20 protein-coding genes are annotated in these 24,311 nt (G+C 65.9%); 9 read left to right on the plus strand and 11 right to left on the minus strand.

Annotated elements, in window-relative coordinates:
• Window positions 1-45 precede the first annotated feature (45 nt).
• From A3A5_RS0119320 to A3A5_RS38970, 6 genes are all read right to left on the minus strand, one after another.
• Window positions 46-456: a PaaI family thioesterase gene (locus A3A5_RS0119320; RefSeq protein WP_018312178.1), complete on the minus strand. Its 411-nt coding sequence runs from the start codon at window positions 454-456 to the stop codon at window positions 46-48.
• Between the two features lie 75 nt (window positions 457-531).
• Window positions 532-1,530: a tripartite tricarboxylate transporter substrate binding protein gene (locus A3A5_RS0119325; protein ID WP_018312179.1), complete on the minus strand. Its 999-nt coding sequence runs from the start codon at window positions 1,528-1,530 to the stop codon at window positions 532-534.
• A 118-nt stretch (window positions 1,531-1,648) separates the two neighbouring features.
• Entirely contained in the window at window positions 1,649-2,416 is a 768-nt protein-coding gene (locus A3A5_RS0119330) for a glucose 1-dehydrogenase (RefSeq protein WP_018312180.1), read from the minus strand.
• 68 nt (window positions 2,417-2,484) lie between these two features.
• Window positions 2,485-2,964, minus strand: coding sequence for a MaoC family dehydratase N-terminal domain-containing protein (locus A3A5_RS0119335; protein ID WP_018312181.1), 480 nt, complete (start codon window positions 2,962-2,964; stop codon window positions 2,485-2,487).
• 46 nt (window positions 2,965-3,010) lie between these two features.
• Complete coding sequence (locus A3A5_RS0119340; RefSeq protein WP_018312182.1) at window positions 3,011-4,153, minus strand: acyl-CoA dehydrogenase family protein; 1,143 nt, start codon at window positions 4,151-4,153, stop codon at window positions 3,011-3,013.
• A 60-nt stretch (window positions 4,154-4,213) separates the two neighbouring features.
• Entirely contained in the window at window positions 4,214-5,476 is a 1,263-nt protein-coding gene (locus tag A3A5_RS38970) for a CaiB/BaiF CoA-transferase family protein (protein WP_035813069.1), read from the minus strand.
• Window positions 5,477-5,668: 192 nt separating this feature from the next.
• Here A3A5_RS38970 and A3A5_RS0119350 point away from each other — a divergent pair, with 192 nt between their 5' ends.
• Both A3A5_RS0119350 and A3A5_RS38975 read left to right on the plus strand, forming a co-directional pair.
• Window positions 5,669-6,457 carry an enoyl-CoA hydratase-related protein gene (locus tag A3A5_RS0119350; RefSeq protein ID WP_018312184.1) on the plus strand — a complete coding sequence of 263 codons (789 nt, stop codon included), beginning with the start codon at window positions 5,669-5,671 and terminating at the stop codon, window positions 6,455-6,457.
• Window positions 6,458-6,592: 135 nt separating this feature from the next.
• A complete protein-coding gene (locus tag A3A5_RS38975) occupies window positions 6,593-7,420 on the plus strand; it encodes an IclR family transcriptional regulator (RefSeq protein ID WP_035813071.1) in 828 nt (275 codons plus the stop codon).
• A 60-nt stretch (window positions 7,421-7,480) separates the two neighbouring features.
• On the opposite strand, the gene A3A5_RS0119360 is transcribed toward A3A5_RS38975, so the two are convergent.
• Genes A3A5_RS0119360 through A3A5_RS0119380 form a run of 5 tightly spaced genes read right to left on the minus strand, consistent with a single transcriptional unit; the run spans window position 7,481 to window position 13,480 of the window.
• Entirely contained in the window at window positions 7,481-9,541 is a 2,061-nt protein-coding gene (locus tag A3A5_RS0119360; RefSeq protein WP_018312186.1) for a 3-hydroxyacyl-CoA dehydrogenase NAD-binding domain-containing protein, read from the minus strand.
• 53 nt (window positions 9,542-9,594) lie between these two features.
• Window positions 9,595-10,722, minus strand: a complete 1,128-nt coding sequence (locus A3A5_RS0119365; protein ID WP_018312187.1) for an acyl-CoA dehydrogenase family protein — start codon at window positions 10,720-10,722, stop codon at window positions 9,595-9,597.
• A 12-nt stretch (window positions 10,723-10,734) separates the two neighbouring features.
• Complete coding sequence (locus A3A5_RS0119370; protein WP_018312188.1) at window positions 10,735-11,928, minus strand: acyl-CoA dehydrogenase family protein; 1,194 nt, start codon at window positions 11,926-11,928, stop codon at window positions 10,735-10,737.
• 20 nt (window positions 11,929-11,948) lie between these two features.
• A complete protein-coding gene (locus tag A3A5_RS0119375) occupies window positions 11,949-13,103 on the minus strand; it encodes a thiolase (RefSeq protein WP_018312189.1) in 1,155 nt (384 codons plus the stop codon).
• On the minus strand, window positions 13,100-13,480 hold the full coding sequence (locus A3A5_RS0119380; RefSeq protein ID WP_026200920.1) for a Zn-ribbon domain-containing OB-fold protein: 381 nt from the start codon (window positions 13,478-13,480) through the stop codon (window positions 13,100-13,102). The genes A3A5_RS0119375 and A3A5_RS0119380 overlap by 4 nt, the downstream gene beginning before the upstream one ends.
• A gap of 211 nt (window positions 13,481-13,691) precedes the next feature.
• On the opposite strand from A3A5_RS0119380, the gene A3A5_RS0119385 reads away from it, so the two are divergent.
• From A3A5_RS0119385 to A3A5_RS0119415, 7 genes are all read left to right on the plus strand, one after another.
• On the plus strand, window positions 13,692-14,345 hold the full coding sequence (locus tag A3A5_RS0119385) for an IclR family transcriptional regulator (protein WP_232431394.1): 654 nt from the start codon (window positions 13,692-13,694) through the stop codon (window positions 14,343-14,345).
• Between the two features lie 129 nt (window positions 14,346-14,474).
• On the plus strand, window positions 14,475-16,598 hold the full coding sequence (locus A3A5_RS0119390; protein WP_018312192.1) for an acetate--CoA ligase family protein: 2,124 nt from the start codon (window positions 14,475-14,477) through the stop codon (window positions 16,596-16,598).
• Window positions 16,595-18,208, plus strand: coding sequence for an acyl-CoA carboxylase subunit beta (locus tag A3A5_RS0119395; protein ID WP_026200921.1), 1,614 nt, complete (start codon window positions 16,595-16,597; stop codon window positions 18,206-18,208). Before A3A5_RS0119390 ends, A3A5_RS0119395 begins: the two co-directional genes overlap by 4 nt.
• A 35-nt stretch (window positions 18,209-18,243) precedes the next feature.
• Complete coding sequence (locus tag A3A5_RS0119400) at window positions 18,244-19,401, plus strand: acyl-CoA dehydrogenase family protein (protein ID WP_018312194.1); 1,158 nt, start codon at window positions 18,244-18,246, stop codon at window positions 19,399-19,401.
• A 6-nt stretch (window positions 19,402-19,407) separates the two neighbouring features.
• Window positions 19,408-20,367 (plus strand): enoyl-CoA hydratase/isomerase family protein, encoded by a 960-nt coding sequence (locus A3A5_RS0119405; protein WP_018312195.1) that lies wholly within the window; start codon window positions 19,408-19,410, stop codon window positions 20,365-20,367.
• Complete coding sequence (locus A3A5_RS0119410; protein WP_026200922.1) at window positions 20,364-22,346, plus strand: acetyl-CoA carboxylase biotin carboxylase subunit; 1,983 nt, start codon at window positions 20,364-20,366, stop codon at window positions 22,344-22,346. Before A3A5_RS0119405 ends, A3A5_RS0119410 begins: the two co-directional genes overlap by 4 nt.
• A complete protein-coding gene (locus A3A5_RS0119415; RefSeq protein WP_018312197.1) occupies window positions 22,343-24,127 on the plus strand; it encodes an acyclic terpene utilization AtuA family protein in 1,785 nt (594 codons plus the stop codon). Before A3A5_RS0119410 ends, A3A5_RS0119415 begins: the two co-directional genes overlap by 4 nt.
• Window positions 24,128-24,311 lie beyond the last annotated feature (184 nt).

The raw sequence follows: 24,311 nt of genomic DNA on the forward strand, positions 1-24,311 counted from the left end.
CGTACGAGGGTTCAGTGTCAGCGGGGGCGTCCGGGCATGGCGGCTTCAGTTCGCAGGCTTCGCCCCGACGAAATACAATCCCCGGCCGCTGGCCACCATGCGTCCGGACATGTCGTACACGCGCGCCGCGGCCGTCGCCACGGTGCCGCCGATATGGACGATGCTGGCGTCTACGCGCAGATCCCCCGGCGCGGCCACGCGGTGATAGTCGACATGCAGGTCGAGCGTGGGCACCGCCCGCCCCAGGCTGGCCGCAACCGCGTAGTCGCCCGCGCCGTCAATCAGCGTTGCCAGGATGCCGCCGTGCGTGGACTGCCGCTCGGGACTCGAAACCAGTTCCTCACGCCACTTCACGGTCAGGCTGACCGAGTCGTCCCCGACCGCCTGCACTGTCATGCCGAGCCAGCGGTTCAGCGGCGACCGGTCGACGATCGCCTGCATTTCAGTCATGTTCATCGCAATCTCCGTTATGCATCGGGCCCATGCGCAAAAGTCATTCCTCCGTGTGCCGTCGTTCAGTCGACCGGTTGCTCACTCGAGCTTGACGTTGGCTTGCCTGATGAGCTTTGCCCAGCGCGCCTGTTCCGCCTTCAGGAAGCTGCCGTACTGTTCAGGCGTGGCGTACCTGACTTCCGCGCTCTGGGCGTTGAAGCCGGCTTGCAGATCTTTCTCGCCCAGTGCTTCGCGCAACGCGGCGCTCAGCTTCCGGACTATCTCGGGCGGGGTGCCCGCCGGGGCCATGATGCCGGACCAGGCACCGAGCTCGAGGCCTTTTGCCACGGTCTCGTCCAGCGTCGGCACGTCGGGCAGTGACGGCAGCCGCTTCAGGCTGCCTACCGCCAGCGGCCGCAGGCGCTTGTCGCGGACCATGGGCATGACGCCCGCCGAGGTGCCCATATAGATCTGCACCTGGCCGCCCACCAGGTCGGCCAGCGCGGGCGCTTCACCGCGATAGGGCACATGCGTGCCGTGGGCGCCGATGGCGTCCTCGAACATCAGCATCGACAGGTGCGTGATGTTGCCGTTACCGGCGGAGCCGTAATTTAGCTGACCGGGCCGGCTTTTCAGCGATGTCACCACATCGTTGACATTGCGCACCGGCGCGATCGGGTTCGAAACCAAGACAATGGGCTGGTTGGCGGCAAGCCCCACCGGCATCAGGTTCTTCTGGGGGTCATAGCCCAGCTTCGCGTATAGCGAAGGACTGAGAATGACGGAGGAGGTGTTGTAGAGCAGCGTGTAGCCGTCTGCCGGGGCCTTGGCGACCAGTTCGGCAGCGATGTTGCCGTTGGCGCCAGGCCTGTTGTCCACGATCACTGCCTTGCCCAGGTGGTCCCCCATCTTCTGGGCGATGACGCGAGCCAGCACATCCGTGCCGCCGCCCGCGGAGAAGCCCAGTACCAGGCGGATAGGCCGGTCCGGGTAGTCCGCGCGCGCCAGCGGCGAGGCAACCAGGCCCAGCGCGCTCGCGATCAGCACAAGAATTTTGCCGCCGAATGCTGTCGGCGTGCGCTTGTCGTTCGATTGCACAGCAGTCTCCTTGGTAGCGTGACCAATGGCCTCCGGTGCGGCGCAAGTCGTAAGCCGCAGCCGGTAGCCCGTAAGCCGCCCCTTTTTTGTGTAGTTGGGAGGGATTGACGGCGCTCCGTCAGCCCGCCATCGTCAGGCCGCCAGACACCGACAACACCTGCCCGGTGATGAACGCGGCATCGTCGGACGCCAGGAAGCACACCGCGCCGACGACATCATCCGGCTGCCCCAGGCGGCCGAACGGGATCGCCTTCTCCAGCGCGCCACGCAGCTTGTCGCCGCTCTCGCCGGCGCCTGCGAAGTCACGAAAGAGCGCCGTGTCCGTGGGCCCGGGGCAGACCACGTTGACATTGATCTTCTTGCGCGCCAACTCGCGCGCCAGGGTCTTGGAGAAGGCGATGACACCGCCCTTGCAGGCGGAATAGACCGACTCGCCGGACGACCCTACCCGGCCCGCATCCGAGGCAATATTGACGATCCGGCCACTGCCGCGCGCCGACATACCCTTGACCACGGCATGGTGCAAGTTCAAGGGGCCCACCAGGTTGATCGCAATGATCTTCTGCCACAGCTCCGGCGTGGTATCGACGAAGCGCGCAGCGAAGTCCCAGCCCGCGTTGTTGACCAGCACGTCGACCGGGCCGAGTTCCGCCTCCACGGCCGCCACGGCCGAGATAACGCGGGCGTTGTCGGTAATGTCGACGGCAAAGGCGCGCGCCTGCCCCCCTTGTTCGCGGATATCCCGCGCCACTTGCCCGGCAGCTTGCTCGTTCAGATCGAACACGGCGACGATGGCCTTCTCCGCGGCAAAGCGCTTGCACAGCGCCGCCCCGATGCCACCCGCACCACCCGTGACGATGACAACCTTTTCTTGTAGACCCTTCATGACTGGACTCCTTGATGCAGTGAAGTATTGAGAGGGGCCGAGGCCCACTCACACGGGAGACAAATCGCTTACCGGGCGGCGCGGCACTTGATCATGCGCAGCGGCGTATACACCAGCAACTCGGTGCCGTCCTGCTTGAGCACGCGGTTGCGCGTGCGCACCAGGCCGCGGCCCGGGCGGCTTTTTGACACGCGGGCCTCGATGACTTCGCATTCCACATGCAGCGTGTCGCCGGCGAACGCGGGATTCTTGATATCCAGCTCCATCCCCAGGAAGGCATAGCCGGTCTTCTGCATCGTGGCCTGGGCCAGCAAGCCTTCAGCGAAGCAATAGACCAGCGAGCCCGGCGCAAGGCGGCCCTTGATATCGGACTCGTGGCGCAGGAACTCCATATCGGTGAACAGCACTTCGGTCATGTGGATGACGTTGATGAAGTTGCAGATGTCGGCGTCCTGGATGGTGCGGCCGATGGTCCTGAACTTGCGGCCCACCGGAAGATCCTCGAAGCACATGCCGAGGCCGACGGTTTCAAGGGTTTCATTGCTCATGACGATTTCCTTCTTGGGTGAGAGTGACCGTGACTGGGCAGCCCGCTTACCTTGCCGGCCGGCCAAGCATGCTGTTGGAAATGATGTTGCGCTGGATCTGGTTGGTGCCCTCGATGATCTGGAGCACCTTGGCATCGCGGAAGTAGCGGTTGATGGAATACTCGGCCGACACGCCGGCGGCGCCGAACAACTGCACGGCGTCAGTTGCCACCTTCATGGCGGTGTCCGAGGCAAAGCATTTGGCCATGGCCGCCATGGGCGCCAGTTCCGCTGCACTGGCACCGGCGTCCACCATCGCCGCGGACCGGTACACCAGGTTGCGCGCGGCCTCGGTCTGCATCTGCATGTCGGCGAGCATCCAGCGGATGCCCTGGAAGTCGCTGACCTGTCGGCCAAACGCCGCGCGGTCCTTCACAAACTCGACCGCATGGTCAATGGCACCTTGAGCCAGTCCCACGCCGCGTGCGCCGATCAGCGGGCGGCTGGCGTTGAACGCTTCCATCACCGCCTTGAAGCCGCCGCCGAGCCGGTTGGCCTCCGGGATAAAGACGTCGTCGAAGAACAGCGGACACGACGGAACGCCCCGGGCGCCGATCTTGTCTTCCTTGCGGCCAACGGTGAAGCCCTTCATGCCCTTCTCGACGATGAACAGGCTGATGTTGCTCTTCGGGTCGTCGCCGTACTTGGCCGCGACCAGCACGAAGTCGGCGATGTCCGAGTTGGTGCACCAGATCTTGGCGCCGTTGAGGCGGTAGCCGCCGTCGACCTTGACCGCGTGGGTCTTGATCCCGCTGACGTCCGAGCCGCTCTGTGCCTCCGTGGTCGAGAATGCGCCGCGCAACTCGCCTGAGGCGAGGCCAGGCAGCAGCCACTGCTTCTGGGCATCGGTGCCGCCGGACAGGATGGCGCCGAACGGCACCCACTGCACCAGCAGCAGATAGGCGGTGTTGTAGCAGACGCGCGCAAACTCCTCGATGGCGATGCACGCGGACAGCAGGCTGCCTGCACCACCGTACTGTTCGGGAAACGGCAGCGTGAACAGGCCGAGTTCCTTGAGCAGCGCGAACATGTCGTGCGGGTACTCTGCGGTGCGGTCGATCTCGTCGGCGCGCTTCGCTACGCGCTCGCGCGCAACGCGGCGGATCAGATCCTGGATCTGACGATGGTCGTCATTCAGGGCGTAGGTCATCGCTATTCCTTGGCGTGGATGTGACGGAGACGGATTCGAGGTTGCAGCCGCGGGCGGAACTCAACATGGGCTGCGGGCAACGCCCTCACGGTCGGCGCTTTCGACCACGCCGGCACCACGCAACGCCGAGATCGCGGTGGCGTCCTTGCCGAGCACTGCCGACAGGATCTCGTCGGTATGCTGGCCTCGCAGCGGTGGCGCCAGGCGGTACTCGACCGGCGTGTCCGACAGCCGGATCGGATTCCTGACCATGCCGATGGTGCCGCCGCGCGCGTGCGGCATGTCTACCCGCAGCTCGCGGTGCACGACCTGAGGGTGCTCGAAAACCTGCTTGTAGTTGTTGATCGGCCCGTAAGGCACGCCCGATTCGGACAGATGCTCGAGCCAGTAGTGCGTGGTTTGTGCACGCATGGCCGGGTCGAGCTCGCGCTGCAGGGCGCGCCGGTTCACATTGCGTCCCTCCATGGTCAGGAAGCGCGGGTCCGCGGCCAGGTCATCGCGGCCGATCACGGCACAGAGGCGGCGGTACTGCCCGTCATTGCCGCAGCCGACGATGATGTGCCCGTCCGCGGTGGCAAAGGACTGGTAGGGCGTCAGGTTGGGATGCTCGTTGCCCCAGCGGCGCGGAATTTCACCCGTGGCGAAGAAGCTGGCGATCTGGTTGGCGCCGAAGTTCACCACCGTGTCGAGCAGCGAGATGTCGATGTGCTGGCCCTGGCCGGTGGCATGGCGGCTTTCGACGGCAGCCAGGATGGCGATGGCGGCGTTGAGGCCGGTCAGGACGTCGGTCACCGCGATCGACGTCTTCATCGGGCCACCGCCTGGCTTGTCGTCGGCGTCGCCGGTGATGCTCATCAGGCCACCCTCGCCCTGGAAGATGAAGTCGTAGCCGGGGCGGTCGGCATAGGGGCCGTCCTGGCCGTAACCCGTCACCGAGCAATAGATCAGGCGCGGGTTGAGCTCGCTTAGCTCGGCGTAGGAAAGCCCGTAGCGGGCGAGGTCGCCCACCTTGTAGTTCTCCACCAGGATGTCGGACTGCCCCACCAGCTCGCGCACCAGGGCCTGGCCTTGCGCGGCGGCAAGGTCGATGGCGATCGAGCGCTTGTTGCGGTTGGCGGAAGTGAAGTACGCCGAATCGCCGGTTTCCTCGCCGTCGGCATCGCGGATCCAGGGCGGGCCCCAATGGCGCGTGTCATCGCCGGCACGAGGACGCTCCACCTTGATCACGTCGGCGCCAAGATCGGCCAGCATTTGTGTGCACCACGGACCTGCCAGGACCCTGGTCAGGTCGAGTACACGAAGACGGGAAAGCGGCCCTGCCATGTCAATTCTCCGGATATGAAGCCACACCGCCCGCGCCCTGCACTGCGCAGGGCAGACTCGCCGCCTGCCGGGCTGTCCGTAACGTGCGTCCCGTTCAAATAATCGAACGGTGTTCGAATAGTACGAAACTGTGGCATCATGCGTCCAGCGTTTTTTTGCACGTTGTTCAATTATCCGAACGAGGAGGGAACCATGACTGACTACACCGATATCCGTTACGACGTGGCAAATGGCGTTGCCACGATCACCATCGATCGCCAGGACAAGTACAACGCCTTCCGTGGCAAGACCTGCGACGAACTGATCGATGCCCTGCACCGCGCCGGCTGGGACAAATCGATCGGCGTGATCGTGCTGACCGGCGCTGGCAGCAAGGCCTTCTGCACCGGCGGCGACCAGTCGGCGCACGATGGCGGCTACGATGGCCGGGGCCTGATCGGCCTGCCGGTGGAGGAGTTGCAGAGCCTGATCCGCGAGGTGCCCAAGCCGGTGATCGCGCGCGTCAATGGTTTCGCCATCGGCGGCGGCAATGTGCTGGTGACGTGCTGCGACCTCGCCATCGCCGCTGACAGCGCCATATTCGGACAGGTCGGCCCGAAGGTCGGCTCCGTCGACCCGGGCTTCGGCACGGCTTTCCTGGCCCGCGTGATCGGTGAGAAGCGCGCCCGGGAGATCTGGTTCCTGTGCCGGCGCTACAGCGCGCAGCAGGCGCTGGAGTGGGGCCTGGTCAATACAGTGGTGCCGGCCGAGCAGCTGGATGCGGAAGTGGAACGCTGGTGCCAGGAGATCCTCGCGCTGAGCCCCACCGCCATCGCCATCGCCAAGCGCTCGTTCAATGCCGATTCGGACTCGATCCGTGGCATTGGCGGGCTGGGGATGCAGGCGCTAAGCCTGTATTACGGCACCGAGGAATCGCACGAAGGGGTGCGCGCCTTCATGGAGAAGCGCAAACCCAACTTCCGTGGCCGGAAATCCGATTGACGCCCGGTGGCCCACGCCGCTCTTCGTCGGAGATGGCTGGGCCCTCTTGCCAGAAGGTCTCGTTTCGGCGTGGGTTAGAATTGTGGCGCTCGCGCACCGTGAGCGTGTAGCAATACGGAAAACAAAGCGCCACAGATGCCAAGAGTCTCCTCTAAACGCGCTGGCCTCGAAGAGGCCAGCAGCGAGCCATCCGGCCCGCGCTCCCTGACGCGTCTGCTGGGTCTGTTCGAGATCCTGTCAAAGGCGCGCAACGGCATGACGCTGGCGGAACTCAATGTCGCGCTGGAATCGCCGAAAAGCAGCCTGCTGAACCTGCTGCGTCCGCTGGTCGCCGAGGGTTACCTGGTGCACAACGAATCGAGCTATCGGCTCGGGCCCTCCATTTTCCGCCTGTCCGCAGGCGTCATGTCGGCGTGGGATTTCCCGCGCATGATCCGCCCGTTCATGGAGGAGCTGGCGGCACGCACCGAGGAGACCGTCATGCTCGGCGTGATGGTGCCGGAAGCGGAGGCCATTACGTATGTGGAGATCATCGAGAGTCCCCACCCGATCCGCTATCAGATCCCCGTTGGAACGTCGCGGCCACTCTACGCCAGTTCCGCGGGCAGACTGCTGGTTGCGTTTTCGACACCGGCATGGCGCAAGCAATATCTGGCAACTGTCGCCCTGAAAGCGAAGATGGAGATCCCCTTCACGCGTGCCTCGTTGTCCAAAGAGGTCGCCAAGATCCAGGCGGAAGGGCTTTCGTGTTCCTTCGGCAGCTACAGCAAGGGGCTTGCCTCGGTCGCCGCGCCGGTATTCGACGCAGCGGGCCGCTGCGTGGCCTCGCTGAATGTTGCCGGGCCGTCGGAGCGTTTCCAGAATGAACTCGATTTCCTGAAGGCGACCGTCAGGGAAGTGGCAACCAAGGCGTCCGGCATGATCAGCGTGATCGAGCGGCCTCTCGGCGACCAGGCCACCTGAGGCCGGCGATTGCCACGCCGTTCCGTCGGCACTCGCGACGTAGCGCTGCCCGCAGCCCCCTCAGGTCTCGAGACTGGACACGTCGCCCAGTTCAAATCCGTATCCGCAAGACTCTCCCAGCCGCAGCAGATCTGCCTGCAGCGCAGCGCGGTCTTGCTGCCGCGCCCAGAACACCGGGCCGCCTGCCCAGCGCGGGAAGCCGTAACCCTGCGCGAGTACCACATCGATATCGCTCGCGCGGCTCGCCACGCCTTCGCGCATCAATAGCGCGGCCTCATTGACCATCGCCAGCAGCGCGCGACGCTGGATCTCCTCTGCGCTCAGCGCGCGGCGCTTCAGCCCCCGCCGCGCAGACGCCCGCTCGATAATGCCCCGCACCTCCGCGTCACTGGTCTTCCCCGCCGGCTTGCCGGCCTCATGCAGGTAATAGCCCGCCCTGGTCTTGCGGCCCAGCCGTCCCCGTTCGCATAGCTGATCGAGGATGTCGACATACCTTTCGCGTGGGTCGCGCTGCGCGGCCTGCGCCTTGCGCATCCGCCAGGCGATGTCAAGGCCGGCCAGGTCCGCCACGGAGAACGGTCCCATGGCAAAGCCGAATGCCTCCAGCGCCTGATCGACCTCTTCGGGCCATGCGCCTTCCTCCAGCATGTATTCGCACTGCTTGCGGTAGGCATTGAAGACGCGGTTGCCGATGAAGCCGAAGGCGTTGCCGCACAGCACCGGCGTCTTGCGCAGCCGCCTGCCTAATGCCATGCCCGTTGCAAGGACGTCCGCCGCGGTGCGGTCCCCCCGCACCACCTCGAGAAGCTTCATCACATTGGCGGGACTGAAGAAATGCAGGCCCAGTACGTCGTGGGGCCGGCGTGTGGCGGCGCCGATGGCATCGATGTCCAGGTAGGACGTGTTCGTCGCCAGCACGGCGCCAGGCCTGGCGAACGCATCGATGGTGCGGAACACGTCCTGCTTGACAGCCAGATCTTCAAAGACGGCTTCAATAATGACATCGGCACGAGCGAGCACGTTCCAGTCCAGCGTCGCGGTCAGCCCCGCGAGCCGCGCGGCGGCATCTCGTTCCTGCACCTTGCCCTCCGCGACGCGGCCCTGGTAATGCGACCGGACGCGCTCCGCGCCACGGGCCAAAGCCTCGGCGTCCTGCTCCAGGAGCAAGACCTCCAGTCCGGCGTCAAGCGCGCTGATGGCGATGCCGCCGCCCATGGTCCCGCCACCGATGACGGCCATGGTCCGTACCGGCCTCGGCTCGACACTTACTGCGGGCGGCAGCTTGACAGCCTCCCGCTCCGCAAAGAACTGGTAGCGCAATGCGACTGCGTCGCCAGACTGCTGCAATTGATCAAAGAACGCGCGTTCGGCTGTCATGCCGGCCAGCTTGTCCGGCCCGGCGGCGTTCCGGATCGACGCGATCGCCGCCAGGACTGCGGGGCGCCGCTTTCCCGCCCGCAAGGCCGACTGCTCCGCCGCAGCTACCGCACCGTCGTCTTCCGCAGGGACCGGCTGGTCCAGCAGATCGCGCGTCTTCCCGCGCATCGCACGCGCCAGCTCGACGGCATGGTGCAGGAGATCCGCTTCCACCACCCGGTCAATCAGACCGGCCTCGCCCGCCTGTTCAGCGGTGATTCGCTCGCCTGTACAAATCATGCGCATGGCCCGTGCCAGCCCGACGCAGCGCGGCAAGCGCTGCGTCCCACCCGCGGCAGGCAGGATGCCGAGCGTCACTTCCGGCAAGCCGACCTGCGTGCCCGGCACCGCGATGCGCGCATCGCAGCCCAGCGCCAGTTCGAATCCGCCGCCGAGGGCGAAGCCATGCATGGCCGCGACCACCGGCTTGCTGCACGCACGGATGGCCTCGATCACCTGCGCCATCGATGGCCAGGTCAGCGGCTGGTTGAACTCCCGGATATCTGAGCCGGAGACGAAAGTCGATCCCGCGCCGACAATGACGCCAGCAAGCAGATCAGACCGCGCTTCCAGTATGGCGACCGCGTCCACCAGGCCCTTGCGAACCGCCCACGAGCCGGCGTTTACCGGCGGGTTGTCAATTTCTACCACCAGAACGTCGCCCCGGCACTCGGTGCGAATCGGGCTATTGATCGTTACATCCATTTGAAACCTCCTTAGAACTGGCCTGGCACATCTCGCCTCACATCGGACGATGATCAGGCTTCCATCAGCGAGCCGAAGCGTTCGAGCTGGCAGTCGCTGTCGCCGAGCAGCGGATCCAGCATGGTCAGGCGCTTGAAATAGTCACCGACTGCCAGTTCATCGGTCATGCCCATGCCGCCGTGCAGCTGCACCGCCTGCTGCCCGATAAAGCGCCCTGCCTTGGCGACCATGAACTTGGCCGCCGACAGCATGCGGCCGCGCTGTGCGGGATCGGGCTCGCTCAGGGCCTGGGCAGCCACGAAGGCCATTGATACGGCCAGTTCCTTCTGCACCAGCATGTCGGCCACGCGGTGTTGCAACGCCTGAAACGATCCCAGCGGCTTCCCGAACTGCTGGCGGGTGCGCAAGTAGTCGGCGGTAAGTTCGATCAGCCGCTCCATCGCGCCGCCCGCTTCAGCGCACAAGGCAGCGATACCATGCTCCAGCCCACTTTCCAGCGCGGCGCCACCCTCCCCCATCTGCCCGATGCAGGCCTGCGGCGGCACCATGACGTTGTTCAGCACCACGTCGCAGGCGCGCAGGCCGTCAATGGTGGGATAGCCCTCGCACCGCAGCCCCGTGGCCACGCCCGGAACCATGAACAGCGCCGGGCCCTCGCCGGCCACGCTCGCCATCACCAGCAGCGCGTCGGCCACCTCCCCGTGCCAGACCAGCGTCTTGCGGCCCGACAGGCTGTACCCTGTGCCGGTGCGGACCGCCTTGGCGCAGACTTCGCCGCGGGCATCGCGTGCGCCCTCGTCCTCCAGGTAGGCGAGCCCGACAATACGTTCACCCGCCGCCATCGCCGGCAGCCATTCCAGCCGCTGCGCCTCGCTGCCATGACGCTGCAGGACGGCGGCCGCCATCACCGCGCTGACCGTTACCGGCTCCAGGACCAGGGCCCGGCCCAGTTCGTGCTGCACCAGCAGCTGACTCGCCGCGCCCTGGCCAAAGCCGCCATACTCCGGCGCAATGGTCAGGCCCAGTACGCCCAGGTCCGCCAGTGCGCGCCATGCCTGCCGACTGAAGCTGCCGCCCCTGCGGGCGATCGAGCGGCGTTGCTCGAAGGTGTATTCGCTGTCGAGATAGCGTCGCAGGCTATCGCAGAGCATGCGCTGCTCGGCATTCGGCTTGAGATCCATGATCTATCGCCCTTAAAAGCCAAGAATCATCTTGGCGATGATGTTCTTCTGCACTTCGGTGGCCCCACCGTAGATGGAGGTCTTGCGCAGGTCGAAATAGGTAGCGGTCGCTGGCGCGGCCCAGCCGGGGGCACTGATTGCCGGTTCGTTGCCGGCCACCAGCCATTCCGGGTCGTATGGCCAGGCATTCAGCCCGGCAATCTCCATTTGCAGCATGGCCAGGTCCTGCTGGATCTCGGAGCCGCGGATCTTGAGGATGGAGGCTTGCGGACCCGGGCCACTGCCGTCATCCTGGGCGGCGACGCGCAGCAGCAGCATCTCCAACGCCATCACTTCCATCTCGATGCGCGCGATCTTGTCACGCATCCGCGGCTCCTCCAGCATGCTCCGGCCCCGGCAAGGCGTGCTGGCGGCGATTTCCTTGAGCAGCTTGAGTTCACGATGACAATGGCCGATGCCGGCGATACCGGTGCGCTCATGCCCGAGCAGGTATTTGGCGTAGGTCCAGCCCCGATTCTCTTCACCCACCAGGTTCTCAGCCGGCACCTCCACGTCTTCCAGCCAGACTTCATTGATCTCGCGTCCGCCATCCAATGTGACGATAGGGCGAACGGAGATGCCGGGAGACTTCATGTCGATCAGCAGCAGCGAGATGCCTTTCTGCGGCTTGGCCTGCGGATCGGTCCGCACCAGGCAGAACATCCAGTCCGCATGATGTCCCAGCGTGTTCCAGGTCTTTTGCCCGTTCACGACATAGCGCTCTCCATGGCGCACGGCACGCGTGCGGAGCGAGGCAAGGTCGGAGCCGGCACCGGGCTCTGAATATCCCTGACACCAGAAATCCAGCACGGGTGGAATCCGGGGCAGAAAGCGTTCCTGCATCGCGCGGCTGGAAAACTTGATCAGCACCGGCCCGATCATCGACAGGCCGAACGGCAGCAGGCGGGGAGCGCCGCCGCGAAAGCACTCGATCTCGAAGAGCATGCGCTGCAGCGGGCTCCAGCCGGTTCCACCATGCTCCACTGGCCACGCGGGCGCGCCCCAGCCCCGCTCGAACAGGATGCGGTGCCAGCGCACGTAGTCGTCACGCTCCAGCCGCTGGTGCCGCAACACCTTGTTCTTGATGTCGGCGGGCAAGGCCTCGCGGACAAAGGCGCCGACCTCCAGGCGGAACGCAAGTTCCTCCCGGCTAAAGGACAAATCCATGGGGTGCCTCCTGGTTGAAGTTACAGGGTCTCCCGGGTGCCCAGCACCACGGTCGCCTGACTGGACAATTCACCGCCATTGCCATGCGCAAGCGCCAGCCTTGCCGAGTCCACCTGACGCGCGCCGGCCCTGCCCATCAGTTGCTCGGTGGCCTCAACCATGGCGAAGAGGCCATACATGCCGGGGTGCACGCATGACAGGCCGCCGCCGTTGGTGTTCACCGGCAGCGCACCGCCGGGCGCAATACGGCCGCCCTCCACGAAGCTGGCGCCTTCCCCCTTTGCGCAAAAGCCAAGATCCTCGAGGAACAGCAAGGTGTTGATGGTGAAGGCGTCATAAAGCTGCACAACGTCGATGTCCTGCGGCCGCACGCCCGCCTGCTCGAATGCACGCCGGCCGGACAGACGCGCTGCCGTATGGGTCAGATCGGGCATGGCGGTAATGTCGCGGTGCTCGGTGGCCGCGGCGGCGCCAAGCAGGTACACCGGTGTGCGCGTGAGATCGCTGGCGCGGTCCGCACGCACCATCACCACTGCCGCCGCGCCGTCCGTCACCAGGCAACAGTCGCGCACGCCCAGCGGATCGGCAACCATGCGCGCGCCAAGGTAGTCGTCCATCGTCATCGGGTCGCGCGCGAAGGCGTCGGGGTTGAGCTGCGCCCATTGCCGCGCAGCCAGCGCGACCTCGCCGAGTTGCTCGCGCTTCAAGCCGTACGCGTGCTTGTAACGCGCCGCCGCCATCGCATACGCGCCGACGGGCCGGGGCAGCTTGTAGGGGGCCTCGAAGGCGTTCTGCCGCATCGACATGACCAGGCCGCCGGCTGCGCTGCGCTGGTTGCTGCCGTAGGCGATCAGCGCCACGTTGCACTGGCCGGTGGCCAGTGCCAGCGCCGCCCACATGGCATGGGTCATGAACGCCGAGCCGCCCGTCCGGTTGTTCTCAGTCAGCCGCGGTGAAATGCCGAGATATTCCGCCAGGCCGAGGCCGGACATGAAGTCGTCCGGCAGGGCCACGAAGAGTCCGTCGACATCGGCCGGCGTCAGCCCGACCTGATCCAGTGCCTTGAGGCTGGCGCCCACCGCCAGCTCCATGGAGCTCTGTCCTGGCGCCACCCCCATGCCATGGGTTGCCGCGGCCACGATGGCGGCTTCGCCGCGCGGGAAGCGGTCGTTCATGGCGCCACCTCCGCGACAGCATCGAACACCACCAGCGGCTTGCCTTCGGCCTGCGCGACACGCGCGCGTACCGGCATGCCGATGCGCACGGCATCCGGCTCGATGCCTTCCACCCGGCTCATCATGCGCGGCCCCTCCGCGAGCGTGATCAGGGCGACGTTGTAGCTCGGCTGCGGCGGTTTTGCGCGCACCGTGGTCGTTGCATAGACCGTGCCCTCGCCGGAAGCCGCCACCCATTCCAGGTCGCGGCTGCCGGTGCGCGGCTCGGCCACCCGGGGAAAGAATACATAGTGCCCGCTGCTGCGCGAGCGCTGCAGCATGAAACGTCCCTGCGCCAGGAAGGCGAGGTATTCCTCTACCAATCGGTTTCCACTCATGTCGATCTCACAATGGCCATTGACCCGCTGCGATTTCATGACATGTCCGGAGATCCACCAATGAAAATGATCCCGAATGCCTATAATGTGGGCAAAATTCATCGGGAGATGGAAACACGTGGCACCGTCATCATCGACGCCCGCTGGCGTCCAAAGCCTTGAGCGCGTTTTTTCCATCCTGGCGCTGCTGGCCGACCACCATGTCAACGGCATGTCGCTGCGCCAGCTCGTGGAGCTCACCGGGCTGAGCCGCGCGACAGCGCAGCGCATGATCAGCTTCCTGGTCCAACGCGATTACGCCGAACAGGATCCCAGGACGCGCAACTTCCGCCTGGGCACCGCTGCCATGTTCCTGGGGCTGCGCACCATGTCGCGCCCGCCCCTGGTTCAGGCCTACCTCCCTACCATGCTGCGCCTGGCACGGCGTAGCGGCGAGGGTGTGTTCCTGGTCATCGGCATCGGCGACTACAGCTACAACCTGCACCTGGAACAGGTCCCGCCGCAAAACCCCGATCTGACGAGCCTGGTGGGCCAGACTCGTCTCCTGGGGCTGGGCATCGGCAGCCTGTCATTGCTGTCCACCATGACCAACGCCGAGATTCGCCAGCACCATGAACGCCATGCGGCCGAATACCATAGCCATGGCCTGACCATCGCCCGCGTCCTTACCGGTGTTGAACGCAGCCGGCAACTGGGTTACACGCTTGCCGCGGGTTTCGGCGTGGCGGGCGTCGGCCACGCCTTTGCCGTCCCGTCCGGATTCGCGGCGATCAGTATGGTCTTTCCTACCCGCATGCCGCTGTCCCGCCGGCATGAGCTTGGTTCCCTGATCGTCGAAGAGGTGAATTCCCAAGCCACAAGCTGAAGCACCAAGACAATCGGCTTGCCCCGGATGGTGCCCATATTATGGGCAAAAGACGATATAGCCGTTGAAGTCGCCATCGCTTTCGCATGAAATCTCCTGGACATCAGAAGAATTCCACAGGAGACAGGCATGCCGGAACCACAGCATCGGCTTGAGGCCGTACTGAACCCGTCCTCAATCGCCATCCTCGGCGCATCAGGCAACCCTGACCGCATCGGCGGCATCGCACTCGACCATCTCGGCCGGCTCGGTTTCGCCGGTGAGGTCTTCCCGGTCAATCCCAAGTACGCAGAGCTTGGCGGGCGCCAATGCTATCCCGACGTCGAATCGTTGCCGACGGCGCCGGATGTGGCCGTGCTCGCGCTCCCGGTCGACGACGTGCTGCCCATGCTCGAACGCTGCCACGCCAGGGGCATTCCCGCCGCGGTCATCTATGCCGCCGGCTACGCGGAGGTCGGCAGCGAAGGTGCCGTGCGGCAACAGCAGCTGGTGGATTTCTCCCGGCGCACGGGCATGCGGATTGTCGGCCCCAACTGCATGGGGCTGGCCAATCTGGCAACCAGCGCGATCACGTCGTTCGTGCCCACCTTCCGGACCTTTCCGCCAGACGACCGGCCAGGCCATGTCAGCCTGGTCACGCAAAGCGGCAGCATGTGCTCCGACATCTATGTGACCGGCTGGATGATGGACATGCGCTTCCGGCACTTCATCAATACCGGCAACGAAGCCTGCCTCGATTTTTCCGATTACCTCGACTACCTGGCCGACGACGATGGCACGCAAGCCATCGCCGGCTACGTGGAGGGCCTGCGCGACGGCGAGAATTTTGTCTCGGCCGCAACGCGGCTGCGTGAGGCAGACAAGCCCCTGATCCTGCTCAAGGCCGGTGAAAGCGAACGCGGCTCGGAGGTAACCCAGTCACATACCGCCGCCCTGGCGGGAAACCGGGCCGTCTATCGCGCGGCATTCGCCCAGTTGGGCGTGATGCAAGCCCGGCATACGGTGCATCTTGCGGACCTGGCCTACCTGTCCCGTTTCCAGCGCGGCAAGCGCGTAGGATCGCGCGTCGTGGTGGCGTCGATCTCGGGCGCCATGGGCGCCGTGACCGCCGACTTGCTGAGCGCGCAGGACCTGCAGCTCCCGATGCTGTCGCAGGCATGCCAGCAAAAGCTGCTGGACAGCGTGCCCGGTATCGCGATGGTCTGCAACCCCGTCGACATGACTGGCCAGCTGTTCAGCCGCAGCCGCCTGGCCACCGAAGTGCTGCAGACGATCATGGCCGACGATGCCGCCGACATCCTGCTTGTGTTCGCCACGGGCTCCCTCTACGAACGGATCGCCCCCGAGCTGATCGAGGTGGCGGCACGTACTGACTGCCTGGTCGCCGTCATCGCCACCTCCGGGAGCGCCGATACCAGACGGCAACTCGAGGCAGCGGGCATTCCCGTATTTCCGGATGCCGCGCGCGCGACCGAGGCGCTCGGCACCGCTGTGCGCTGGGCAGAAGGTTCGGCGCGGACCACGCACTGGAGCGCGCTGCGCAAGGCGGCCGCGGCCGCCAACACCCCTGTCTCCCCGCCACCGGCGCGCGCCGACGAATATCAGGTCAAGCAGTGGCTTGCGCAGTTCGGGGTACCTGCCGGCCACGCCGAGGTGGTGCGCGACGCGGCCCAGGCCAACGCCGCCGCCCTGCGCCTGGGCGGACCGCTGGCCATGAAGATCCTGAGCCCGGACATCGCGCACAAGACCGAGGCAGGTGGCGTGCGCCTGAACCTCGGTTGCGATGAGGTGGCGCAGGCAGCCCGGCAGATGCTCGACACCGTATCAGCCGCCGCGCCGGACGCAGAGTTGCGGGGCCTCTTGCTGCAGCCGATGGAGCAAGGCGTGTGCGAGCTCATCATCGGCGTAACCCGGGATCCCGTGTTCGGCCTCACCATGACAGTCGGCCTCGGCGGCATCATGACGGAGCTGTTCCAGGATGTCTCGCACCGGCTGCTTCCCGTGGACGCGGGCATGGCGCACGAGATGCTGCAGGAGCTGCGCGCCTATCGCCTGATGCAGGGCTTCCGGGGCAAGCCGCCGGCCGACATCGACGCCGCGGCGCAGGCCATCGTTGCGGTCTCGACGGCGGCCATGGCTGCCGGCAGCGCGCTTGCCGAACTGGAAATCAACCCTCTGCTGGTCAGGCCACAGGGCCAGGGCGCCGTTGCCCTCGATGCCCTCCTGACCTTCAACGAAGCCGCCGCATCATGACTCCAATCGAATCACGTATTGACACAAGCCACCCGACGTTCGCAGAGCAGCGGCGGAGCATGCTGGCGCTGTCCGAGCGCCTGCGCGAGCTTGAGCAACGCTCGCGCGACACCTCGTACAAGGCCAAGGCCGTCTTCGACAAGCGCGGCGCCCTGCTGCCCCGCGAGCGGGTAGCCCGCCTGCTCGATCCCGGCGCACCGTTCCTGGAAATCGGCAATATGGCCGGCTACTGCACCGAAGATGCCGACCCTGATACCTCGGTACCCGGTGGCGGCCAGATCGTCGGCATCGGCTTCGTATCCGGGGTACGCTGCATGGTGGTGGCGTCGGATTCGGCCATCAATGCCGGCGCTTTCGTGGACGCTGGCAGCAGGAAGGTGCTGCGCGCCCAGGAGATCGCGCTGCAGAACCGGCTGCCGTTCATCCATCTGGTCGAGTCCGCCGGGGCCAACCTGCGCGCTTATCGCGTGGAGCGCTTCATCCGCGGTGGCGGGCTGTTCTACAACCTGGCCCGGCTGTCGGCGGCCGGGCTGCCGGTGATCACGGTAGTCCATGGTTCGTCGACGGCCGGCGGCGCTTACATGCCCGGCTTGTCGGACTACGTGGTCATGGTGCGCCAGCGCGCGCGCGCCTTCCTTGCCGGCCCGCCGCTGCTGAAGGCCGCAACGGGCGAGATCGCCACCGACGAGGAGCTGGGCGGCGCGAATATGCACGCCCAGGTCAGCGGCCTCGCCGAGTATGTCGGCGAGGATGACGCGCATGCGATCGCCATTGCCCGCGATATCGTGGCGGCACTGGACTGGCCGGACCTTGCCTCGCCGTTGCCTGGCAAGCCGCCTGCGCTGGACCCGGACGAGCTCGCGGGCGTCATGCCGCTGGACGTCAAGAAGCCGGTCGACATGCGCGAAATCATCGCCCGCATCGTCGACGAATCGGCCTGGCTCGCCTTCAAGCCCGACTACGGCGTTTCCACGCTGTGCGGCCATGCCCGGATCCAGGGCCAGGCGGTGGGCATCATTTCCAACAACGGGCCGATCGATCCGGCGGGCGCAACCAAGGCGGCCCAGTTTATCCAGCTCTGCAACCAGTCGGCGACGCCGATCGTATTCATGCAGAACACCACCGGCTTCATTGTCGGACGGATGTCCGAAGAGGCCGGAATGATCAAGCATGGATCGAAGATGATCCAGGCGCTATCCAACTCTCGTGTCCCGCATATCACGCTGTATTGCGGCGCTTCATTCGGAGCAGGCAATTACGGCATGTGCGGACAGTCGTTCCGGCCGCACTTCAGCTTCTCCTGGCCCAACGCCAAGACCGCCGTCATGGGCGGCGAGCAGGCTGCCATGACGATGGAAATCGTCGCGCGCCAGCAGGCTGAACGCAAAGGCCGCCCGGTCGACGAGGAAGCGCTGGCCAGGCAGAAGCACGAAATCATTGCCACCTTCGAGCGGCAGGCCAGCGCATTCATTACCAGCGGACTGATGCTGGACGATGGAATGATCGACCCGCGCGACACCCGCGCCGTACTGGCATTCGTGCTGGCCACCGCGCGCGAAGGCATGCGCCGCGACACCCACCCCGTGCAGTTCGGTGTTGCCCGCTTCTGATTCCCTGATTCCCCGATCAATTCCGGACAAGTCAAATGTACAAAGAAGACCACCACAGCATCATGCAGAGCATCCGCCGCTTCCTGGCCAGCGAAGTGGATCCCTTTGTCGACGAATGGGAAGCCGCCGAGATCTTCCCGGCCCATGCGCTGTTCAAGAAGATGGGTGACCTTGGCTTCCTCGGCATCAACAAGCCGACTGAGTACGGCGGCATGGGCCTCGATTTCTCCTACGCCGTCGCCGCTGGAGAAGCCATGGGCTATGTGCGCGCCCAGGGGGTCAGCATGGGTGTCGGCGTGCAAACCGACATGGCAACGCCTGCCCTGGCCGCCTTTGGTTCCGAAGAACTCAAGCGCGAATTCCTGGTTCCCGCGATTGCGGGGGACGTGGTGGTCTCCATCGGCGTCTCGGAACAGGGTGCCGGTTCCGACGTAGCGTCCCTCAAGACCCGTGCAAGGCGTGATGGCGACGACTACGTGATCTCGGGCTCCAAGATGTGGATCACCAACGGTACCCAGGCAGACTGGATCTGCCTGCTGTGCAACACCTCGGACGGCCCTTCCCACAAGAACAAGTCCCTGATCATCGTGCCGCTCAAGGAAGGCGGCAAGCGGGCCAGGGGCATCGAAGTCCAGAAGATCAAGAAGTTCGGCATGTGGTGCTCCGACACCGCGCAGATCTTCTTCGACGAGGTGCGGGTCCCGGTACGCCACCGCATCGGCGAAGAGGGCATGGGCTTCATCTACCAGATGAAGCAGTTCCAGGAAGAACGCCTCGGCGCCGCCGCGCGCCGCCTGGCCGCGATCCAGCTCATCGACGAGACCGCGAACTACCTGCGCCAGCGCACGGCGTTCGGCAAGCCGCTGCTGGATAACCAGTTCATCCAGTTCAAGCTGGCCGAGCTCAAGACCGAACTGGAAGCGCTGCGCGGCCTGGTCTATATGGCCACGCAGACCTACATCAATGGTGGCGATGTGGTCGAGCTTGCTTCCATGGCCAAGCTCAAGGCGGGCCGCCTGTCCCGCGAGATCGCCGAATGGTGCATGCAGTTCCAGGGCGGCATGGGGTACACCTGGGACAACCCGGTCTCGCGCGCCTACCGCGACTTCCGGCTCGGCTCGATCGGCGGCGGGGCCGACGAAGTCATGATGCAGGTGATCGCCAAGCAAATGGGCCTCATGGGTTCGCGCTGAGAACGGATGCTGACGACCATGGAAACCCTGAGCCAGTTCCGTTACCTCGTCGTGCGCCGTCTGCACGGCGTGCTTTTTATCACCCTCAACCAACCGGAAAGCCGCAATGCGCTGAGCCCTGAACTGCTGGCCGAGATCACGCAGGTCCTGGATATGGCTGAACAAGACAGCCATGCGCGCGCGCTGGTGCTGCGCGGAGCGGGCGCGATGTTCTGCGCGGGCGGCAATATCGGTGGCTTCCGCGAGAGCCTGGCGGCGGCGGCAGGCTCCGAGGATCCCATTGCCACCCGCAACCGTCAGTTCGGCCACCTCATGAAGCGTCTCGCCTCGCTGCCGGTGCCGGTGCTTGCGGTGGTGGAAGGCGCTGCCATGGGCGGCGGTGTCGGGCTGGTCTGCGCAGCGGACTTGGTACTCGCCACGCACGCCGCGCGGTTCGCGTTGTCGGAAACGACCCTTGGCGTCATTGCCGCGCAGATCGCCCCCTTCGTCGTGGCGCGGATCGGTGCGGCCGCGACGCGGCGCCTGGGCCTGAGCGGCGAACGCATCAGCGGCACCGCGGCGGTGGCCATTGGCCTGGCCGACGCGCTGGCGGGGGACAGTGAAGGACTCGACGCGCTCGAAGCAGAATGGCTGACCCGTATCGGACGCTGTGCCCCAGGCGCCAACCGCGCCTTCAAGTCGCTCGTCGCGCGCTGCACGAGCGAGCCCGCGGCGCCCCTGTTGGACGATGCCGCGAGGCTGTTTGCCCAATGCCTGCGCCACGAAGGCGCGGAAGGCACGTCGGCGTTCCGGGAACGCCGCGACGCACACTGGTGCGTCCGGTTCGATGCCGACATGGTCCGCGGCGCCCACGCTGTCCCCGCGGCATCGTCACCAGCCGCTGACCCTGCCAAAGACAGCGCATCGCAAGCCGCGCCACGCAGCGACGCATCCGATCGAGTGCGCACCCTGGAGGTAGACCGATGAGTGCCCAAGCCAGACCTTTCCATACCTTGCTGGTCGCGAACCGCGGTGAAATCGCGATTCGTGTCATGCGCACGGCGCGCCGCCTCGGCCTGCGCACCGTGGCCATCTATTCGGACGCCGATCGCGCCAGCCCCCATGTCTTCGAAGCCGACACGGCTGTCTGTGTTGGTCCCGCCGCCCCCAGGGAGTCCTATCTCAACATCGAGGCCATCCTTCAGGCCGCGCAGTCCGCCGGGGCAGACGCGGTGCACCCGGGCTACGGCTTCCTTGCCGAGAATGAGCACTTCGCGGATGCGGTCACCCGTGCGGGACTGGTGTTTGTCGGTCCCTCCGCAGAAGCCATTCGCGCGATGGGGAACAAGGCGGAAGCCAAGCGCCTGATGCTGGCCGCGGGCATGCCCTGCGTCCCTGGCTATCAGGGCGAGGACCAGAGCGATGCCACCCTCCTGGCGGCCGCCGGCGAGATCGGGTTTCCCATCATGGTCAAGGCCACGGCCGGCGGCGGCGGGCGCGGCATGCGGCTGGTGCACGCCGCCGCGGACCTGCCTGCCGCCCTGGCCAGCGCACGCTCCGAGGCCCTCACCGCGTTTGGCTCCGGTGAGCTGATCCTGGAGCGCGCGGTACTGGAACCCCGCCACATCGAGATCCAGGTTCTCGCCGACCATCGCGGTCACGCCATCCACCTGGGCGAACGCGATTGTTCCGTGCAGCGCCGGCACCAGAAGCTGATCGAAGAGGCGCCTTCCCCCGCGGTCAGCCCGGAGCTGCGCGAAAGCATGGGCGCCGCGGCAGTCAGGGCCGCCCGCAAGATCGGCTACGTGGGCGCCGGCACCATGGAGTTCCTGCTGGACCGTTCGGGCAATTTCTATTTCATGGAGATGAACACCCGGCTCCAGGTCGAGCATGCGGTGACCGAAGCCATCACCGGCCTGGACCTGGTGGAATGGCAGCTGCGTGTCGCCAGCGGCGAGCCGCTGCCCTTCAGCCAATCCTCCATCGCGCTTGACGGCCATGCGATCGAAGTGCGCCTGACTGCCGAGGACGTGGCCGCAGGCTTCCTGCCACAGGGCGGAGCGGTGCTGCGCTGGCGGCCCCCAGGCGACAGGCATGACGTGCGCGTCGATCACGGACTCCGCGAAGGCGGTATGGTACCGCCTCACTATGACTCGATGGTGGCCAAGCTTGTGGCGCACGGCCGCACGCGCGAGGAAGCGCGCCGAAAGCTGCTCAGCGCCGTACAAGACTGCGTGCTGCTGGGTGTCGAAAGCAACCAGCGCTTCCTGGCCGATTGCCTGGCTCATCCCGTGTTTGCCCGTGGCGAGGTTCACACCGGCTTCATTGCCCAGCATATGGGCGAGGCACTGGCGCCGCGGTGCCCCGATGTCGAGACGATTGCCATCGCGGCACTATGCGCGGCCGGACTGCCCGAACGCGAGCCGCTTCGCCTGAGCCGCACGGTGTCGACAGTAGACCTGGAGCTTGGCAAGCATCGCTGGCGCGTCGAACTGGAACCCGCCGGCGACGGTACCGGAGCCACGGTATGGCACGAGGCGCAGCCCCATGCCATGCGCCTCGCCATCGTGCGGCCGCCGGCCGACGGCGTGTTCTGGATCGAGTGCGGCACACAGGTGCACAAGGTGGTCCTGGCCCGGGACGCCGACGGCATCCACCTCTTCGTGCGGGGACGCGCCTGGCGCTTCCGTCCGGCCGACCCGCGCCGGGCACGCGTCAAGGAGGCGGGCAGCGGCGCCGTGACCGCGCCCCTGACAGGCCGCATTGCGGCCATCCACGTCGGTGTCGGCGATGTGGTAGCAGCCGGGCAAGCGCTGGTGGTCATGGAGGCCATGAAGATGGAGCACACGCTGACCGCGCCGTTCGCGGGCCAGGTCACGGAACTGGCGGGACAGGTGGGCGCCCTGGCGCGGGCCGGCGGGAAGCTGGTCCATGTACAGGCTGTCACCGAGGAGGAGCCGGCATGAAGGCCTCACGCAGCGTACGGATAGGCGGAGCGTCCGGTTTCTGGGGCGATTCGGCTACGGCAACCCCGCAGTTGCTCGCGGTGCCGGGTCTGCAATACCTGGTCTACGACTATCTGGCCGAAACCACGATGTCCATCATGTCGCGCGCCCGGGCCAGGGATCCGGCGCTCGGGTATGCCACCGACTTCGTGCACGCGGCCATGGCGCCGCACCTGTCAGAGATCCTCCGGCGCGGCATCAAGGTAGTGGCGAACGCAGGCGGACTCAATCCCCAGGCGTGCCGTGACGCCCTGCTCGGCGTGGCGGAGCGCCAGGGCCTGCGCCCGAAGATCGCCGTGGTGGCAGGCGATGACATCATGGCCGCGATGCCCGCGTGGCAGGCGCAAGGCCTCAAGGACATGTATTCGGGGGAAGCGCCGCCGCAGCAGTTGATGTCCGCCAATGCCTATGTGGGCGCCCAGGGCATCGCCCGGGCCCTTTCCTGGGGAGCGGACATAGTCATTACCGGCCGTTGTGTCGACAGCGCCGTTGTCGTCGGGCCTCTGGTCCACGAGTTCGGGTGGTCCTGGAGCGACTGGGACCGGCTGGCAAGCGCCACCCTCGCGGGTCATGTGATCGAATGCGGCGCGCAGGCGACCGGCGGGCTGTTCACTGACTGGGAACTGGTGCACGACTGGGACCGCATGGGTTACCCGGTGATCGACTGCGCCGATGACGGCAGCTTCATCCTGTCCAAGCCAGAAGGTACCGGAGGCTTGATCCACCCGGCCGCCGTCGCCGAACAGATCCTGTATGAGATCGGCGATCCCGGCGCATACCTGATGCCGGATGTCACCTGTGACTTCCGGCAGGTCCGCACCGAGGCGCTGGACGCTGGCCAGGTGCGGGTAAGCGGCGCACGCGGGCGCGCCCCCGGCACGCATTACAAGGCCAATGGCACCTGGCTCGATGGCCACCAGATTGCCCTCGCGCTGGCGATTCGCGGCATCGACGCCCCGGCGAAGGCGCAACGGACGGCTGCGGCCTTGCTCGCGCGCACCCGCCGCATGATGGCTGAAAAGGGCTACCAGGACTATAGCGAGACCAGCGTGGAGCTGATCGGCTGCGAGGCGCTCTATGGCGCAATCGCTCGCCCGCTGCCAACGCGCGAGGTCCTGCTGCGCCTGGCGGCACGCCATCCGGAGCCAAAGGCGTTGTTGTACCTTCAACGCGAATGCGCATCATGCGGGACCTCGATGGCGGCTGGCACGCGCGCCACATTGTTCGGCCGGGCCGACGTCCAGCAGGTGGTAAAGGTCTTTTCCTTCCTCGTCCCGAAAGAGGAAGTACCCCTGACGGTCTGCATGGATGGACGTGAAGAGTGCATTGCCGTGGCAGCGCTGTCCGGCGAACACGCTTTCGCCCCCGTCTTGCCTTGCGCCGAGCCCTGGCGAAGTCCGTCGGGGCCGCAAGCCAGGGTGCCATTGATCGCATTGGCGTGGGCGCGCAGTGGTGACAAGGGCGATGACGAGAACATCGGCGTCATTGCGCGCGAACCCCGCTTCTTGCCGTTGCTCCGGGACCAGCTGACTCCTCAGGCTGTCAGGCAGTGGTTTTCGCACCTCGTCCAGGGGGATGTGAAGCGCTATGACGTACCTGGCCTCCATGCCTTGAATTTCGTACTCCATCAGGCTCTGGGCGGCGGCGGCTCTTCCAGCCTGCGATCGGACCCGCTCGGCAAGAGCTTTGCCCAGATGCTGCTTGATTTCCCGCTTACGGTGCCTTCGGATTGGGCGACCTAACGGTCGCGGTAGCCAGAACCTCGAACAACAACTACGGAGACAGCAATGCCACATCATTCAAGACGACGCGTTGTAATAGGTGCCATGATAGCCAGCGCCTTCGGGCTGGCCACGGGCGCTGCGCTTGCCGAGACCACACCGTTTCCACAGAAGCCCGTCAGGATCGTCCTGCCCTTTGCGCCCG

It is taken from the genome of Cupriavidus sp. UYPR2.512, assembly GCF_000379565.1.
Lineage (GTDB): Bacteria > Pseudomonadota > Gammaproteobacteria > Burkholderiales > Burkholderiaceae > Cupriavidus.

Bases quoted from the DNA above. Each gene is read 5' to 3' on its own strand.
- A3A5_RS0119320 (WP_018312178.1), bottom strand. From the start codon at position 456: ATGAACATGACTGAAATGCAGGCGATCGTCGACCGGTCGCCGCTGAAC.
- A3A5_RS0119330 (WP_018312180.1), bottom strand. From the start codon at position 2,416: ATGAAGGGTCTACAAGAAAAGGTTGTCATCGTCACGGGTGGTGCGGGT.
- A3A5_RS0119335 (WP_018312181.1), bottom strand. From the start codon at position 2,964: ATGAGCAATGAAACCCTTGAAACCGTCGGCCTCGGCATGTGCTTCGAG.
- A3A5_RS0119340 (WP_018312182.1), bottom strand. From the start codon at position 4,153: ATGACCTACGCCCTGAATGACGACCATCGTCAGATCCAGGATCTGATC.
- A3A5_RS38970 (WP_035813069.1), bottom strand. From the start codon at position 5,476: ATGGCAGGGCCGCTTTCCCGTCTTCGTGTACTCGACCTGACCAGGGTC.
- A3A5_RS0119350 (WP_018312184.1), top strand. From the start codon at position 5,669: ATGACTGACTACACCGATATCCGTTACGACGTGGCAAATGGCGTTGCC.
- A3A5_RS38975 (WP_035813071.1), top strand. From the start codon at position 6,593: ATGCCAAGAGTCTCCTCTAAACGCGCTGGCCTCGAAGAGGCCAGCAGC.
- A3A5_RS0119360 (WP_018312186.1), bottom strand. From the start codon at position 9,541: ATGGATGTAACGATCAATAGCCCGATTCGCACCGAGTGCCGGGGCGAC.
- A3A5_RS0119365 (WP_018312187.1), bottom strand. From the start codon at position 10,722: ATGGATCTCAAGCCGAATGCCGAGCAGCGCATGCTCTGCGATAGCCTG.
- A3A5_RS0119370 (WP_018312188.1), bottom strand. From the start codon at position 11,928: ATGGATTTGTCCTTTAGCCGGGAGGAACTTGCGTTCCGCCTGGAGGTC.
- A3A5_RS0119375 (WP_018312189.1), bottom strand. From the start codon at position 13,103: ATGAACGACCGCTTCCCGCGCGGCGAAGCCGCCATCGTGGCCGCGGCA.
- A3A5_RS0119380 (WP_026200920.1), bottom strand. From the start codon at position 13,480: ATGAGTGGAAACCGATTGGTAGAGGAATACCTCGCCTTCCTGGCGCAG.
- A3A5_RS0119385 (WP_232431394.1), top strand. From the start codon at position 13,692: ATGTCGCTGCGCCAGCTCGTGGAGCTCACCGGGCTGAGCCGCGCGACA.
- A3A5_RS0119390 (WP_018312192.1), top strand. From the start codon at position 14,475: ATGCCGGAACCACAGCATCGGCTTGAGGCCGTACTGAACCCGTCCTCA.
- A3A5_RS0119395 (WP_026200921.1), top strand. From the start codon at position 16,595: ATGACTCCAATCGAATCACGTATTGACACAAGCCACCCGACGTTCGCA.
- A3A5_RS0119400 (WP_018312194.1), top strand. From the start codon at position 18,244: ATGTACAAAGAAGACCACCACAGCATCATGCAGAGCATCCGCCGCTTC.
- A3A5_RS0119405 (WP_018312195.1), top strand. From the start codon at position 19,408: ATGCTGACGACCATGGAAACCCTGAGCCAGTTCCGTTACCTCGTCGTG.
- A3A5_RS0119410 (WP_026200922.1), top strand. From the start codon at position 20,364: ATGAGTGCCCAAGCCAGACCTTTCCATACCTTGCTGGTCGCGAACCGC.
- A3A5_RS0119415 (WP_018312197.1), top strand. From the start codon at position 22,343: ATGAAGGCCTCACGCAGCGTACGGATAGGCGGAGCGTCCGGTTTCTGG.